Origin of the sequence: Paenibacillus terrae HPL-003 (assembly GCF_000235585.1) — a bacterium.
GTDB classification, from domain to species: Bacteria; Bacillota; Bacilli; order Paenibacillales; family Paenibacillaceae; genus Paenibacillus; species Paenibacillus terrae_B.
Genome location: NC_016641.1, coordinates 2,188,103 through 2,204,576 on the forward strand (window position 1 = coordinate 2,188,103; position 16,474 = coordinate 2,204,576).

General features: G+C 43.0%; 15 protein-coding genes. 13 read left to right on the forward strand and 2 right to left on the reverse strand.

Annotation, left to right across the window (positions count from 1 at the left end):
* The 3 genes from HPL003_RS10025 (at nt 1) to HPL003_RS27470 (ending at nt 1,254) form a co-directional block, all read left to right on the forward strand.
* The gene (locus HPL003_RS10025) at nt 1-768 is read left to right on the forward strand and encodes a M15 family metallopeptidase (RefSeq protein WP_014279510.1); all 768 of its coding nucleotides are present in this window, start codon (nt 1-3) and stop codon (nt 766-768) included.
* Nucleotides 768-1,025, forward strand: a complete 258-nt coding sequence (locus HPL003_RS10030) for a hypothetical protein (protein WP_014279511.1) — start codon at nt 768-770, stop codon at nt 1,023-1,025. Before HPL003_RS10025 ends, HPL003_RS10030 begins: the two co-directional genes overlap by 1 nt.
* Nucleotides 1,026-1,140: 115 nt before the next feature.
* Nucleotides 1,141-1,254, forward strand: coding sequence for a hypothetical protein (locus HPL003_RS27470; protein WP_014279512.1), 114 nt, complete (start codon nt 1,141-1,143; stop codon nt 1,252-1,254).
* Nucleotides 1,255-1,560: 306 nt separating this feature from the next.
* Here HPL003_RS27470 and HPL003_RS10035 read toward each other — a convergent pair whose 3' ends face one another.
* A complete protein-coding gene (locus HPL003_RS10035) occupies nt 1,561-2,697 on the reverse strand; it encodes an SPRY domain-containing protein (protein ID WP_014279513.1) in 1,137 nt (378 codons plus the stop codon).
* A 246-nt stretch (nt 2,698-2,943) separates the two neighbouring features.
* Here HPL003_RS10035 and HPL003_RS10040 point away from each other — a divergent pair, with 246 nt between their 5' ends.
* Both HPL003_RS10040 and HPL003_RS10045 read left to right on the forward strand, forming a co-directional pair.
* Nucleotides 2,944-4,386 carry an Ig-like domain-containing domain gene (locus tag HPL003_RS10040; protein ID WP_014279514.1) on the forward strand — a complete coding sequence of 481 codons (1,443 nt, stop codon included), beginning with the start codon at nt 2,944-2,946 and terminating at the stop codon, nt 4,384-4,386.
* Between the two features lie 429 nt (nt 4,387-4,815).
* The gene (locus HPL003_RS10045; protein ID WP_014279515.1) at nt 4,816-5,706 is read left to right on the forward strand and encodes a glycosyltransferase family 2 protein; all 891 of its coding nucleotides are present in this window, start codon (nt 4,816-4,818) and stop codon (nt 5,704-5,706) included.
* Nucleotides 5,707-5,912: 206 nt separating this feature from the next.
* Here HPL003_RS10045 and HPL003_RS10050 read toward each other — a convergent pair whose 3' ends face one another.
* A complete protein-coding gene (locus tag HPL003_RS10050; RefSeq protein ID WP_014279516.1) occupies nt 5,913-6,893 on the reverse strand; it encodes an SPRY domain-containing protein in 981 nt (326 codons plus the stop codon).
* A gap of 245 nt (nt 6,894-7,138) precedes the next feature.
* On the opposite strand from HPL003_RS10050, the gene HPL003_RS10055 reads away from it, so the two are divergent.
* The 8 genes from HPL003_RS10055 (at nt 7,139) to HPL003_RS10090 (ending at nt 16,468) form a co-directional block, all read left to right on the forward strand.
* Nucleotides 7,139-7,381: a hypothetical protein gene (locus tag HPL003_RS10055; RefSeq protein ID WP_420795074.1), complete on the forward strand. Its 243-nt coding sequence runs from the start codon at nt 7,139-7,141 to the stop codon at nt 7,379-7,381.
* Nucleotides 7,382-7,681: 300 nt separating this feature from the next.
* Nucleotides 7,682-8,293: a dienelactone hydrolase family protein gene (locus HPL003_RS10060; RefSeq protein WP_043922356.1), complete on the forward strand. Its 612-nt coding sequence runs from the start codon at nt 7,682-7,684 to the stop codon at nt 8,291-8,293.
* A 113-nt stretch (nt 8,294-8,406) separates the two neighbouring features.
* Nucleotides 8,407-10,146, forward strand: coding sequence for a sigma-54-dependent Fis family transcriptional regulator (locus tag HPL003_RS10065; protein ID WP_043922357.1), 1,740 nt, complete (start codon nt 8,407-8,409; stop codon nt 10,144-10,146).
* 243 nt (nt 10,147-10,389) lie between these two features.
* The gene (dapA, locus tag HPL003_RS10070; RefSeq protein ID WP_014279520.1) at nt 10,390-11,277 is read left to right on the forward strand and encodes a 4-hydroxy-tetrahydrodipicolinate synthase; all 888 of its coding nucleotides are present in this window, start codon (nt 10,390-10,392) and stop codon (nt 11,275-11,277) included.
* A gap of 10 nt (nt 11,278-11,287) precedes the next feature.
* Entirely contained in the window at nt 11,288-12,457 is a 1,170-nt protein-coding gene (locus HPL003_RS10075) for an iron-containing alcohol dehydrogenase (protein WP_014279521.1), read from the forward strand.
* A 197-nt stretch (nt 12,458-12,654) separates the two neighbouring features.
* The gene (locus HPL003_RS10080) at nt 12,655-13,932 is read left to right on the forward strand and encodes a four-carbon acid sugar kinase family protein (RefSeq protein WP_014279522.1); all 1,278 of its coding nucleotides are present in this window, start codon (nt 12,655-12,657) and stop codon (nt 13,930-13,932) included.
* A 2-nt stretch (nt 13,933-13,934) separates the two neighbouring features.
* Complete coding sequence (gene pdxA / locus HPL003_RS10085; RefSeq protein ID WP_014279523.1) at nt 13,935-14,930, forward strand: 4-hydroxythreonine-4-phosphate dehydrogenase PdxA; 996 nt, start codon at nt 13,935-13,937, stop codon at nt 14,928-14,930.
* A gap of 119 nt (nt 14,931-15,049) precedes the next feature.
* Nucleotides 15,050-16,468, forward strand: a complete 1,419-nt coding sequence (locus tag HPL003_RS10090; protein WP_014279524.1) for a sodium:solute symporter family protein — start codon at nt 15,050-15,052, stop codon at nt 16,466-16,468.
* Nucleotides 16,469-16,474: the final 6 nt, after the last annotated feature.

The window sequence follows — 16,474 nt, forward strand, 5'->3', positions numbered from 1 at the left end:
ATGGAAAAGTTGCTGACACTGGAGCAAGTAAAGAGAAAATCTGAGAAGCGACTGTTTGGGCTCCACCCGGTCATTCGTCAGGCAACTGAATGCCTCATTGATCGATGTTATGACCGAGCTGTATGGATCATTATCACGCAAGGATTACGAACGTATGCGGAGCAGGATGCTCTGTATGCTCAAGGACGCACTAAGTCAGGACAAGTCGTGACGAAAGCACGCGGAGGCTATTCGATTCATAACTTCGGGTACGCAATCGACTTTGCGTTGCTACTTCGGGATGGTCGTACGGTATCGTGGGACACGCTGCGCGACGATGATAAGGATTCGCTACCAGATTGGAGCGAAGTCGTCGAAGAAGCAAAGCGGCTGGGCTTCGAATGGGGCGGCGACTGGCGCAGTTTTAAAGACATGCCCCACCTCCAGATGGTCTTTGGCCTTTCTACGGCAGATTTCCGGGCAGGTAAGCGCCCAACTCAAGCGCAGCTCGACGCTGTGCTGGCTAAGATTAACTCACTTAAAACGGGAGATGATGAGCCTATGACAGCAGAAGAAAAGGCAGCATTTAATGTGCTACAAAAACGTGTGATTGCACTGGAATCCGCAAATAAACTCGCGAAAGTACCGGCTTGGGCGGAACAAGCGTGTATTAACGCAAAGGCTGCAGGTGTGTTGGATACGGCGAATGATGGTAGCTACGACTTTTACAGACTGGTCACTTTACTCGACCGGGCTGGTGTATTCAGCAAAAAGGGAGGTGCTGCATAATGACGGATTGGAAACGGAAACTGTCTTCTCGTAAGTTTTGGGCGCTGCTGGCCGCACTGATCACAAGCTTGCTTACTGCGTTTGGGGCAAACAATGACACAGTTATTCAAGTGACTGGCGTAATCGGTGCGTTCGGTGCGGTTGTTGCTTACATTCTGGCCAGGCTTATGTGGATGGAAAATCTGCGGGAACCGACACCACTACAGACAATTCTGAACTTTTCTTCCGACAGGAATAATCCCAAGCGTTTGGGATAGTAAATACCCTACTAGCTAAGCTGGTAGGGTACTGTTTTTGTTTACCTGCATGCCCTGTCACAGAACATGTGTATACATATATTAAAATGTACCACAAATAAAGGAGGTTAAAGACATGGGTGCATATGAAGGCACAGGCGCATATGGCGGCGGTATGTGGACTTCTACAGCTGCAATTTTGGTGCTCTTTATTCTGTTGGTTATAATCACTAAAGCATGTTGGGTTTAATTTGTGAAAAGAATTGTTGGATAATACAACTTCACTTGACTCAATTTTAAGGATGGTAAAATGTTGAGCCCAATGATCGCATTTGGCAATAACCTATGCGATTATTGGGTTTTGTCGATAGGGTAATAAAGTGTTGAAGTTGAATATCGAGCTATTCCAGTTGCATTAAGCCGAGTAAGAGTATATGTTGTCCAGCCGTTAAATGAGGATATCATGGAGATTGTTATTTCTTACATAAGCAGTTTGAATTTAGAGAGATGTAAAAAAGGACTTCACAGGTATTTAGCTGGAAGTCCTTCTTACTGTTTATTTAGTTGAATACTCGCTTACTTCAAACGTAAGGATTTTGTTGAATATTACGTAGTCCTTGCGGTTGCTGAATGGACCTTTGTTATTATTGTGCTTGTCGATGGCAAAGAAGGAAGCACCTCTGCCAGCATCTTTAGCATCATACCAAGCGATGAAGGCATTCAGTTCTTTTTTGCTCAGATCGAATTCCTTATCAAATCCATTGTCCATTGTTATAGTCAGAATTGCACGGTCGCCAGTTGGTTGTGCTGGTTCGCTTGGCTCAGTAGGTTCAGACGGATCAGGCGTGGATTTCTTTAAAGTAGTAGCATTAGCTTCATTTGATACAACTTGATCCGTAGATGAGATATTTGTTGAAACTACGTAGTAATAGGTAGTGTTTTCTTCAACTTTATTATCAGTGTAAGATGTACCAGAAATATCAGAGGCTATTTCTTCATACGGACCTCCAGGGGTTAGCGCTCTTTCAATTTTATAAGTCGTAACTCCTGGTATTCCATCCCACTTCAATTGAATATTTTCTTCATTACCTGTTGCAGAAAGAGTTATTGAATTTTCAGGCTGTTGGTAGGGGAGGAACCCTTCTGGAATACTATACGTGAATGGAGTCGCACCAAAATTTGTATCAAACGAAAAGCTACCAGTTGAGCCACCTGTGATCGAAGGAGTCACAATCTCTCCTGGAAGATCGCTTGGTTTAAAGGTACTTGTATAAACTAATACACCATTCTTATACCAGCTGATTTTATCATCATCCATATTCAAAGCCACACCAATAACATCCTTTAATGTGTAGGTCGTTCCAGAAGAAACAATCCCCGGAAAAGTATTTCCGTTTGCAGCATAATACATCCAGTTCTGAAGAGCTCCTGTACCTGGTCCATTATATTGTTTACCTTCACCGACGATACCAATGCCAGTTGTGGTACTTGCTTGAGCTGTTACTGTGACTTCCCAATACCATTTTCCTTTGGTTTTTCCCACACTTGCTTTGGTTCCATTTGAATCTACGGTGGCCGAAACAGACTGGCTCTTTTCCCATACTACGTTTTTTGTAGCAGCATATGTTGAAGAACTCAAGCCTATAAGAGTAAATAACCCCAATAGTAATAATGACGTAATAACTCGCTTCAAATTAATCTCTCCTTTAAGCATTTATTATTATGCGAGTTTAGCAATTTTTATATGGGTTGTCTAAACATTAATGTCTATATATTCAAATATAAGTTTAATTGTGGAATTAAATTTTTGGTGCAGTATTTACTCTCTATTACTCCATAGCTGCTAGATCTTTTTTTGTATTGCGACAAGCTATGCGGTACTTCGACATGACTCTCCACTTAGTATAAAGAAGATTTAATATACTTTTGGAGGTGTCATATGATAAAAGGATTTGCGAGAGGATTAATTGTATTTTTACTGGCGGCTATTTTTTCTGTACAAGGCATCTATGCAGAATCATCAAATCAAACGGTTAATGAGTTGGAAATTTTAAGTATAGAGCCTAAAACAAACGAATCCAATGTACCAATAAATAAAATACCAATCATAACCTTTAATCAAAATATTAGAACAGGCAACAATATCAAAGATATTAAAGTTACTGCCGGAACGAATGTTGTCAATGCAACTTACAGCATTCATGATTCAAAATTAAAGATTATACCTAATGACTTACTTTCGGATAACATGATGTACACAATTCAAATTCCAAAAGGAGCATTAGTGTATGCTAATAATGTATCGAACGAGCAAAGTTATTCGTTTAGTTTCAAGACCATAAGTGATTTGATTCCTAAAATGACATCCAATACTTTACCAAGCGGAATTGCGAATGCAAGTAGTGTATATAAAATTCCGAATTTTAAGGCAGAGCCGTATTTGGCTTTTGATGATATTAATTATGCTGATTGGAGTACGTCAGCAAATGTGCAAACAGGGTGGCTTTCTTATACTTTTCCTTCTCCGTTAGTCGTGAATAAATATATTATTGCTGCAAGTGCCACTACGTCACATGCATCACAAAGCGCACTAAGACAATGGACATTTGAAGGTTTCGATGAAGTTTCAAAAAAATGGGTTGTCCTTGACACCCGTAATAATATTTCCGGATGGACGGCTAGTGGAAAAAAATCATTCAGTTTTGTAAATAAAAATGCATATGCTACATACAGGATTAACGTAAATAAGAACAATGGCTTCAACCAAACGACAATTGGTGAGCTTCAATTTTTAGGATATAACGCTTTTGCTCCAGAAAATCTCATTGCAACTGGGGACAAAAGTCAAATAAATCTTTCTTGGGAGTCTGCAACTATTTCAAAGGGGTATAACGTTAAAAGATCCCTTACACCTGGTGGCCCCTATACAACGATTGCAACAAATATTAAAACTATGACATATACGGATACAAATGTTACAAATGGTACGTTATATTATTATGTTGTATCAGCTATTAATGATGGTAATGAGACTAACAATTCAAATGAAGCATCTGCAACACCACAGGGGGAATTGCAGCCTGATCCAGGAACAGATAATCCCTCCCAGCCTGGCCCTGAGCCATCAGAGCCAACACAACCTTCAGGAAACCGTGCCATACTGGTGATCACTATGACAACGGGTCTGGAGAAAGAATTCGATCTAAGCATGAAAGAGGTCAACGACTTCATTGCTTGGTATGAGGGTAAGCAGGCAGGAACTGGATCGGCTTCATACGCCATTAACAAGCATGACAACAATAAAGGCGCATTCAGCAGCCGAAAGGACTACATGCTGTATGATCGCATTCTGACGTTTGAAGTAAGTGAATACTCTAAATAAAGCGAAATACCCTGTTCTCTACGACAGGGTATTTTGCTCATTTTATCCTGACTTTTCTTCTATCCAATCTCCTACCAAAATACGGATATCTGTAATACCTGACAGAACCTTGTTTATTGTTGGATAGGCTACAGGAGCCTTGTAAAACCCATCAAAACTCTATTTCGACGCACTCGTAATGTGTAGCCCGAGGGCGCAATGCCCTTCACCAGCATCCTTACAATCGTAAGCACAGCACAGCACGGCTTCCCGGCTTTTTGGAAGCCGCGCTTTATTGTTACCGATTAGTCCTGTCTACCAATAGTCCAAATACATATATTGTAGCGTGTCTAATAATATTTGTGGTTATCGTGTGCTAAATGCGTAGAGACTTTTTCTCACAAATACTAAATCGATTGTTATAAAATTACTAACTAGAGGGGGATTTTTATGCCACGAGCTTCAGTTATACTGCCAGTTTATAATAATGCGGCATTTGTTTTGGAGGCAGTACACAGTATTTTAGCTCAAACCTATTCGGATTTTGAATTAATTCTGATTGATGATGGTTCCACAGATGGATCTGCTCATCTTATTTCACAAATAACGGATCCTAGGGTAATTAAGATCTTCCATAGTCCAAATAGAGGGTTGGTAGCCACACTAAACGAAGGTTTAAATATGGCAACAGGCGACTACATCGTTCGAATGGATAGTGATGATATTTCTACGCCAGATCGGCTAGCTGTGCAAATATCATTCATGGATCAAAACCCCTCGATTGATCTATGCGGTGGTGCTTATACTACTTCAATAGGAGGAGTGACTAGATTTAATCCAGCCAGTCATGAAGAAATTAGAACATGGTTGCTTTTTCATTGCTGCATCTGCCATCCTGCCATAATAATACGCAATAGCATGATTCATCGGCTAGGCGTTCAGTATGATAGTAATTATCCCCATGCCGAAGACTATGAGTTGTGGAACCGATTAGCGTCTCAAATACAAATGGTTAACCTTCCTATAAATTTATTGTATTATCGTCAACATAAAGGACAAGTGTCCATTCAGCACAGGGCAATACAAGACGTTACCGCTCGGAGAATTCGACAAAGACAGTTTAGCCAGATGGGCTTGGAATTATCAGATGAAGAAAATCAGATTATGGTGGATATTCTTCAGTATAATGTGAATGCAAATGATTACAATAGTTACGTTAGAGCTTTGGGATTTGTGAATTGGGTGCTGGATCAAAACCGCAAGTATTCGGTTTACAATCAGGAACTATTAAACATGGCTTTTTCACGGTGCATATCCAAGATTCCATATTCAATAACATAGGTACTAGCAGAATCCGAAAGCATCGGTGATTAAAGATTAAAACAGCCCGAAAGTATGAAATGAACCATCCTTACAAACGCAAGCACAGCGCGGCTTCCAAGCTTTTTGGAGGCTGTGATTTTTTAGAAGACCTTTAGTATTATAAAGTGAGCAGATGTAAAAACGGACTCCACTGGCATGTAGCCGGATAGAGTCCTTCTTGTTGTCTATTTCGTTGAATACTCGCTTACTTCAAACGTGAGTATTTTGTTAAAGATGACGTATTCCTTGCGATTGCTGAAAGGACCTTTGTTGTTATTGTGCTTGTCAATGGCAAAGAAAGAAGCGCCTCTGCCAGCATCTTTTGCGTCATACCAAGCGATGAAGGCATTCAGTTCTTTTTTACTCAGATCGAATTCCTTATCAAAACCATTGTCCATAGTTACAGTCAGAATAGCGCGGTCACCAGTTGGTTGCGAGGACCCATCTGTATCCGACGAACCAGGTGTTGTAGACGAACCAGGCGTAGTAGATGAACCAGGTGTTGTAGATGGATCAGGTGTTGTAGATGGATCAGGTGTTGTAGATGGATCGGGTGTTGTAGACGGATCAGGCGTTGTAGATGTACCCGAATCTTGATAAGGTAGAAATCCTTTAGGAATAGGATATTTAAAATCTCTTGCTCCAAAATTAGCTTCAAAACCTATTTTCTGAGAAGTTCCGCTTACAATCACAGGGAAAATCCGGGATCCCTCTAGTTCAGATGGTTTAATGGAATTTGCTCCGAGGAAAACCCCATTCTTGTACCAAACAATTTTATCGTTATCTAAGTCTAATGCAACGCCGATAACGTCATTAAGTCCAAAATGAATATTGTAACCTATCCTTACTAGTGATGTAATGTTATTGAAAATTTCACCAGTATTTCCGTAAATCCCTTGATACTGTCGGTCTGATTCCCCTGTTATTCCTACGATTGAAGCAGTATTGCTGAGCTTTACTTCCCAATACCATTTCCCGCTTGTTTTCCCTACTGTCGCTCTGTCGCTTGTTCCTGATCCATCAAGAGTAGTTGTTACAGAACCGTTTTTCCAAGTTACGTTTGTAGTCTCAGCTTTTGTTACTGTAGGGAACAATGAGAACACCGAAGCTCCAATGAGCAGGGCTAGCATCATTGTTCCTAGTTTTTTGAATATAATATTTTTCATGACTTCCTCCTGAAATATATGTAATAACAAGTGAATTATAGAACTGGATAGGGAGAATTGTCCAAACATTAAATACTATATATTACAAAATAAGATATATAATGTAATTTAAATTTCAAGGAAACGTGGTCAATGATAATTTATAAAGGTACTCGGCATTAAAATTGGGTGGAACAAGGGATAACATACAGAAACGACTAGCGTAGAAGGAATCCATATAGGGCTCACCGAATGGAATATTTGAGGTGATCGTTTTGAATCGCACATTTAAAGTATTGAAGACAGACATGGAATTGTTTGGAGCTGCTTTGGTTCAGTTGCACGTATACGTCGTGTCCGTTGATGAGGAATTGCGTGTGACATTTGAGGATTATGGGGGAATAGTAGAGGAGATTGCGCCGGAATCGGTCAGGATTGCGGGTAAAATTTTTAGGCGAGACCAGCTTGAATTTCGTGTAGAACTAGGAGCAGGAAAGAACGCTGGATGATCTAATAACTCCGCTGGTTTATATCCAGTACGGAGTTATTTTGTCGTACATACTCTTTCACTCCCTTGTATCGATAAATTTCGATGCTAATCGCAACTGCATATCGTGCTATATTATTCGAGCTCATATTGTTGGGTGAATGTCCCTTGAAAAAGTCATACAACGTAGTTTCTATATATACCACCATCACCGAAATCGATATAATGTTCCTATTGTAAGCATTACTGCTTGATAAAATCTTTTGCGGAATCGATCCAAACTACTTATTTTCCCATATTCAAACCTGGTTAGGGGTGCAACATGATAAGCATGGATAAAAAGTCGGACACCGTAATCGTTGTGCTGCACGAGATCTACGGGATTAACCAGCATATACAGCATATGTGCAAATTATTATTGGATCAGGGTTATGACGTTATTTGTCCAGATTTACTGGGAAGAGAAACCCCCTTTGACTATTCGCAAGAAGAAGCTGCCTATCTTAATTTTGTGGAAAATGTAGGCTTTGCCCACGCTTCATCTCAAATTAAAAGCCTGTTATCAAGTATTCGAAATCGCTATAAAAAAATATATATCGTCGGGTTTAGTGTAGGGGCAACGATTGCCTGGCTGTGCAGTGAAGAAAAAGGTATCGATGGAATCGTAGGATTTTATGGTTCACGTATTCGAAATTATTTGGAAGTGACTCCACAATGTCCAACGCTGCTATTTTTCCCACAGGAGGAGCCATCATTTGATGTAGATGAGCTGATTTCAACTTTAGATCATCACCATAATGTCAGGGCATACCAATGTAACGGACAGCATGGATTCAGTGACCTGTACTCTTCGCGATATCATGTACATTCAGCACAAAAATCGTTAAACGAAATGCTGGATTTTTTTCGAGAGAACGGACGACTTCATGAGTGATGAGGTATCGAAGAAAAGGGACGAAATGCCCTGTTTGAACCTCATTGAGGTATAACTTACAATAGCAAATATAATTTGTTAGGCGAAGAAGAGAGTGTACTGGGGTGAACCAAATGAAAGTATTGGCAATTGCACCGTATGAAGGATTAAAAGAGCTGATGATCGAACTGGCGGAAAAAGAGCAATTTGACTTAGAAATAGAGGTTGGGGATTTGCAGGCCGGACTGAAACTGGCCAAAAAGGCTGTTGCAGACGGTGTAAATGTGATCATCAGCAGAGGCGGTACGGCTGAGATGATACAAAAGGAAGTCTTGGTGCCGGTAGTAGAGATTGAAATCTCGGGCTACGATATTTTGCGGGTGCTGACACTGACTAAAAATTACAATGAAAAAACAGCGATTGTCGGTTTTCCGCCAATTGCGCACGGTGCAGCTGCGGTATGCGATGTCATGGATATGGATATATCCACTTACGTCACGGATAAAGATAGCGTTGAGGGATTACTGGTCCGCCTTAAAGCTGAGGGATACAGAATGATTATCGGTGATGTAGTGACTGTGGGCAAGGCTGAGCAGCTTGGACTAAGTGGTGTGCTCCTGACATCAGGAAGAGAAAGTGTACTAAAGGCTTTTCAGAATGCGAAGAAGATACATGAACTGATGGAGAGATTGAAGGACGAATTTATAGTGCCGCATCGTATTGTCAAGGAGTCGTCTACCGGGTTTGTGGTATTTGACGAGAACGGGAAATCTGTATTTGCCAATAATTCTGCTCCGAATCCAGCAGCCTTCGAACAGATGGTCCAGGAAAGGAATGCTTTTTCTGTACTAAAGGAAAAGGGCTTTTTTCAAGGGACATTCAGAACAGATCAGCATAGCTGGCAAGTAGAGGGGGAGCGGCTGGACCGATCGGACCGCATGCTGTACAGCTTCCAGATCAAAAGCAGCAATGACGTGAAGTTTCGGGAAATACAAGGAGTTACGATGATCCTTCCATTTGAAAAGAATATGACCTATATGAATCATATGGATATGGTGAAGTCAGAGCCCATGAAAAAATTAATTGACGAGTCTCTGAAGCTGTCCGAAATGGATGAACATTTTGAGATGCAAGGGCGAGTAGGCACGGAAAAGGAATTGTTAGCTGAATATATTCATTTCAAAAGCCGACGTCACCATGCTCCGCTACTGATCGTGGATGCTTTGTTCATTCCAGAACAGCAATGGGACCGTTTATTTGAAGAGAATACCATACCGCCTGATGGGACTCTCTATGTTAAAAATATAGATTGCGCTAAGCCGGAGCAGCATAAGATGCTATTGCAGTGGTTACTCGGCTCTGCACCTAAAGCCAGATTGGTTACGTCCTGGGCGAAGACCTTCGAGAACGGTGTTCAGGAAGACAGCGCTCTTTATCAGTTATATCAGATCTGTGGTCGGCTTCATATCCATATTCCAGATTTGAAGGAAAGAGGCGAGGATATTATTCGCCTTACCAGCCTTTTAATCCATGAATGCAATGAAAAATTCGGAAAGCAGATTGTTGGACTGCGGCCAGAGGCAGAACAACTGCTCAGAGCATCCGCATGGCCGGGCAATATTGACCAATTACGCAGAATAGTGCATCAGTGTGTCATGCAGACGAATACAGCATATGTGGAAGTACGTGATTTGGAGGCTGAATTATATTCAGCCGACATCACTTATGAGACGGGGATTAATTTACAGGGAACGCTGGAAGAAATTGAACAGGATATTATCCGCAAGATATTTATAGAGGAGAACGAAAATCAGACGAATACCGCCAAAAGATTGGGTATTAACCGCACCACCTTATGGCGTAAGTTAAAATAGTGTACCATGTTATATTTGCGCATAAGTGTGCCCCCTAAAGCTGGAACGAATTTATAAGAAATTCGTTCCAGCTTTAGGGGGCATTTTATTGTAAAAAAGGATCAACAAAGCGATATGATTGTTGCAAAATGAAACGTTATATAAAAGCTTTTCGAAATAAAATAAATTAGTGTTGCTAAATGGAACGTGTTGAATTACAATTTCATTGTAAACGCTTAACAAACATTCGTCAGGGGGATATACATGCTACTTAACTTTGAGGGGATATACCCTGCTTTATTGACTCCTTTTACGAAAGAAGAAGCAGTGAACGAGCCTGTGTTGAGACAACTCATTCATCGTTTGATTGATGCGAACGTACATGGAATTTTTGCCTTGGGCACCAACGGAGAGTTTCATGTGCTTACGACCGAACAAAAGCTGAAAGTAGCTGAAATTGCAGTGAAGGAAGCAGCCGGTAGAGTTCCTGTAATGGTGGGAAGCGGAGGCAATAGTACCGGGGAAGTGATTGAGCTTTCGCAGGCCATGGAGCAGTTGGGTGTTGATGCCCTGTCGGTCATTACACCTTACTTCATACCTCCGACGCAGGAGGAGGTTGAGGAACACTACACCAAAGTAGCCGCTTCGGTCTCCATTCCGGTACTGCTATATAATATCCCTTCCAAGACGGGTTTTTCCTTTACTCCGGAAACGGTAGCTCGTTTGGCCAAGGTTCCGAACATTATTGGCATCAAGGACAGCAGCGGCGATTTTAACAATATCAAACAATACATTGATCATACTCGTGATGAAAATTTTGCAGTTATCGCAGGGACGGATTCCCTTATTCTGCAAACGCTTCAAGCGGGCGGCACGGGTGCCGTGGCGGCTACTGCCAACCTGCTGCCGGAGACGGTCGTGGCGATCTACGAGCACTGGAAGGCCGGAGATAACGACAAGGCACAGGCCGCACAGCAGGAACTGCAACCTTTGCGTGACACATTCGGGCTGACGAGTATACCCGCTTCATTGAAGAAGGCGGTCGAATTATCCGGCATTCCGGTAGGCCCGCCCAAAGCACCTATTCAGGAGCCCAAAGGAGAAGCGCTTAAACAAATAGAAGCGGCTGTGAGATATTATCAATCCAAATAGGAGGCTCTCTATGCTAACAACTTACCAATTTCAGACGGCGGCCCGTATTCTGGCTGGTGAAAATACATTATTGCAACTGACAGATCATCTGACAGCGATTCATCCTCATATTCAAAGAGTTCTCATCCTGACGCAGCCTGCACTCCAGGAAATGGGCTACACCGGCAGTATAGAGCAGCAATTGACGGACAAGGGTATTTTGTTCGATGTATGCACTTCCATTTTACCGGAGCCGACCGAGCAAAATATTGAGGAGACCTTTGCGGCTTTTTCGGAGCACAAATATGAACTTCTCATTGGTTTGGGTGGTGGCAGTGTATTAGATGCAGCAAAAATTTTATCCGTTCTCATGACCAATGACAAAAGGATCAAAGATATGCTGGGCACGAATCTGGTCGAGCATCCCGGTATCCCGACGGTCTTGATTCCAACCACATCGGGTACAGGGTCCGAGGTGACACCCAATGCGATTGTTACCATCCCGGATCAGGAATTGAAAATCGGGATTGTCAGCTCCTATCTGCTTCCGCAACTGGTGATTCTCGACCCGGTGCTGACACTGGGGCTGCCGAAGCCGATCACTGCTGCGACCGGAATGGACGCCTTTACCCATTCGATTGAGTCATTTATATCGAATAAAGCCAACTATTTCAGCGATATGTTCGCTTTGGAATCCATCCGGCTGATTTCCTCCAGCATTATTGAAGCCTATGAGGACGGTGCTTCTATCTCGGCCCGTGAAAAAATGCTGCTGGGGTCAACCTATGGGGGAATGGCGCTTACTGCCGCAGGCACGGCGGCTGTTCATGCTCTGGCTTACCCGCTGGGTGGCAAATATGGTATTCCTCATGGGGTAGCCAATTCGATGCTGCTGCCGCATGTGATGGAATTTAATATGGACCATTGTGTGGAAAGGCTGATACTCGTTGCCGAGCCGATGGGAATTAATACAGCAGGATTATCACCGGAAGAAGCAGCTCTGCGCGTTATCGAACAAATCCGGGAATGGACTGCAAAACTGAACATTCCACAGGATCTAAAAGAGTACGGCGTGCAGGAGAAGGATCTGAAAGCCTTGGCACAATCAGCTTCCGAGGTGACCAGGCTGCTAAACAACAATCCCAAGGTGCTGAGTCTTGAGGATATGGAACAGATTTATCGCAAACTGATTGACGTTTAAAGAGGTAGTTCAAAAAGTCATCTTTTGATCACGAAGCAGGACAGGAAGTGGTCTCGACGTCGAATCTTGAATTCAGTCGGGCCTTCCGTTGCTCACGTAGGCTTACCTACGCTCCGCTACTCAGTCCCTAGCTTCATCCAACCTTCTCGGTGCTGAAAAGCCGACTTTTTGAACACGCACTTAAAGGGAGGATTTATGTGAGAATTGCCATTGTCGCCGACGATCTTACAGGTGCAAATGATTGCGGGGGACAGTTGGTTCGCTACGGAATGAACGTTTCCGTTCAGATTAATCCGGTCATTACCGAAGAAACGGATTATGATGCCGTCGTGTTTAACACGGTCAGTCGCTCTCTTCCCGCAGATCAGGCATCAGCCATTGTAAAAGAGATCAGCACGTACATCAATGATCAATCCTTTGATATTATCTATAAAAAAATTGACAGCACGATGCGCGGCAATATCGGTACAGAGCTGAATGCCATGTATGAGGTTATACGTCCTGACTTTGTCATGATCGCTCCCGGATATCCCAAAAATGGCCGTCAAATTATTGAACGAATACATCATTTGAACGGTCGGGAGCTGCATCAGACTGAAGTAAGTCGGGACCCCAAAACTCCCGTTTTGAAGTCTGATGTTGTTGACCTGATTGCAGAACAAACAGGTCACAGTGTCGGCCATCTATCCAAAGCCAATCTGGATCGGGGGGAGGCTTATATTTCACAAAAATTGCTTGCGTTTAAAGAGCAGGGGCTCATATATATTGTCTCCGATTCTGTGATCGAGAAGGACTTGGAGGTATTGGTCAATGCGATCACTGCTCTGCCTTACAAAATCGTCTGGGTCGGTTCGGCTGGTATGATGAATCATCTACCCAGAGCTTATCAGGTTCAAGAAAAGCATATGGAAAAACCGATTCGTCTTACAGCACAGCCTATTCTGCTGGTTATGGGAAGCGTTAGTAAAATGGGACGTACTCAACTCCAACACCTGATGGATAGCGGACGTGCACACCGAGTGGAGGTTCACTCGGAAAAGGTACTGACAGAAGGTAATGAAAGACAACAAGAGATGGAACGTGTACACAGGAAAGCATCCATCGGCCTGTCCAACGGTAAAAATGTCGTCATTGTAGCATCTGATAACATGAAAGAAACCAGAGAGACGGGAGCACAACTAGGTATGACTCCTATCCAAATCAGTGACGCGATCTCCACTAGTCTGGGCATGTTAACCAAAAAATTGGTGGAAGAGCTTGATATCAAGAAATTATTTCTTACAGGTGGCGATACGGCATATCAGGTATTGGAGCATTTGGATATCCAGGAAATTGAATTGGTGGAGGAACTGGAACCGGGTGTGCTGTTGGGCAAATCCATTGCCAAGCAATTGTATGTTGTCACAAAAGCGGGGAATTTTGGTTCAGATAAGACTATGGAAAATGTCATCGTCAAACTTCAAGGAGGCGTGTAAACGTGGGCAAGCCAATTATCGGTATTACTATGGGTGATGCAGCAGGAGTGGGTCCAGAGATTATCGTCAAAGCACTCCTGCACGAACAGGTCTATGAGCAGTGTAGCCCGGTTGTCATCGGAGACGCCAAAAGCATGCTTCGGGCCATCGATCAGACGGGTGCAGCACTTGTGCTCAACACGGTGAACAGTATAGAGGAATGTCAATTTACACGCGGTATCATCGATTGTTATGATCTGGATTTACTGCCTGATCATCTGAAGCAAGGGGAGGTTTCTGCAGAAGCGGGAGATGCGGCATTTCAATTCATCCAGAAGGCAGTTGAACTGGCTCTATCCAATCAATTGCAGGCCGTGTGTACGGCTCCGTTAAATAAAGAAGCCTTGCATAAAGGAGGCCATTTATATCCCGGTCACACTGAAATTTTTGCCGAACTGACGGATACCCAAAATTACTCCATGATGCTGTCGTCTCCCAAGCTCAAGGTTATTCATTTGACTACTCATGTGGGTTTAAAAAAGGCAATTGATATCATCACACCGGAGCGAACCTACAATGTTATACGCCTAGCCCATGACACGCTGACCCGGGCGGGTTACGAAAATCCGCGTATTGCTGTATGCGGCATTAATCCTCATGCCGGGGAGAACGGCCTGTTCGGTGAGGGGGAAGAAGAAGAAAAACTGATTCCGGGAATTGAAAGAGCATTACAGGAAGGAATCAATGCCAGTGGGCCACATCCGGCTGATACATTGTTCTTCCGGGCTGTACGCGGAGATTTTGATATCGTCATCGCTTGTTATCACGATCAGGGACACGTACCCATCAAGGTGCTTGGTCTGGAGGAAGGTGTCAACATCACCGTAGGGTTAAAAGGAGGCTTCATCCGCACCTCGGTGGATCATGGTACGGCATTCGATATTGCTGGCAAAAATGTTGCTGATGAAAGAAGTATGCTGGCCGCTATAGCGTCGGCTGTAGAGCTCTCTCCCAAGTAATACGAGTGTAAGGTATGCGTATAGGATCAGATGATCCGGTGAGAGCCGGTTCATTCGAACAAATGTAAGCGCTTATAATTCAGTTTTTAAGTACTTTAGAGTATGAGGGGAGCAGTCAGATGGAAAATTTAAGCGCAGGTACGGTGCTATTTATACTGATTGTAATTGCTGTCTATATCGTTATTACAACACTATTGACTTTTAAAATGCGCAGTAAATCCAGTTCTGAGTTTAATAATGCAGCTAAATCTTTACCCGCTATTGTCGTTGGTGTCTTGATGATGTCTGAATTTATCGGAACCAAATCGACGATAGGAACTGCGGAATCTGCATTTACGCATGGTTTGGCTTCCTCGTGGTCGCTCTTGGCAGCATCTATCGGTTTTTTTCTGTTCGCTTTCTTTTTGGTCAGCAAGTTTTATAACACAGGTCATTACACCATTTCCGGTATTGTGCGGGAGAAGTTTGGTCCATCCACCAAAACGGTCGTATCTATTATTATGATTGTGTCTCTGCTGGTCGTTAATCTGGGGAATTATCTGAGTGGGGCAGCGGCTATTTCTGCTATTTTAGGAATCCCGATTATGGCTTGTGCCGTCATTACGATGATTATCAGTACCATATATTTTACGTTTGGTGGGATGAAAGGTGTGGCATGGATCACCATGATCCACTCGGCTTTCAAATATGCGGGCATTTTGCTTACCGCGTTTATTGCACTGTATTTGACAGGCGGTTTAAAGCCAATGCAAATGGCGCTTCCTGAACATTACTTTACATGGGATGGTACCATTGGAACGAGTAAAATTATTGCATGGCTGATCGGTACGATGGGGGCTATTTTCTCCACCCAATTCATTATTCAGGCGATTACGTCTACCAAAAATGCCAAAGAGGCCAAACGTGCAACGATCTATGCCGGTCTGTTGTTTCTTCCGCTTGGCTTGGCCGTAGCGATCATCGGTGTATGTGCACGCTATTTGTATCCGGATATTGATCCCCTCTATGCATTTCCAGTGTTCTTGCAGCACATGAATCCGATACTCAGTGCAATTGTCGCTACTTCATTGGTAGCTTCCATTTTTGTTGGCGTGTCTACGGTAGCTCTCTCAACGACAACGTTGTTAATGGACGATTTTGTACTCCCGAGAATGAAGCAGGTTACTCCAGAAAAGCAATTGAAAATGACGCGGATCATCTGTATTTTGGTAGGAATCATTCCGTTACTGGGTGTAGCTTTTGCCCCGGAATTGCTGTCCCTTTCCTTTTTCACCCGCGCATTACGTGCATCCATTGCAGTTGTTGCGGGAATGGGCTTCTTCCTGCCAATGTTCAGCTCCAATCGTGGGGCAACCATCGGGCTTTCCATGTCTGCTTTAGGTACAACCATATGGTACTTGCTGGGTGACCCTTATGGAATCGATAATATGTATATTGCTGTTGTTACACCGCTGATTGTGATGTTGATTGATCGATTCATTGGTAAACCTCGGCAAAGCGAAAAGTCTCCTAAGACGGAAATCATAAACGAGAATTAGAAACAG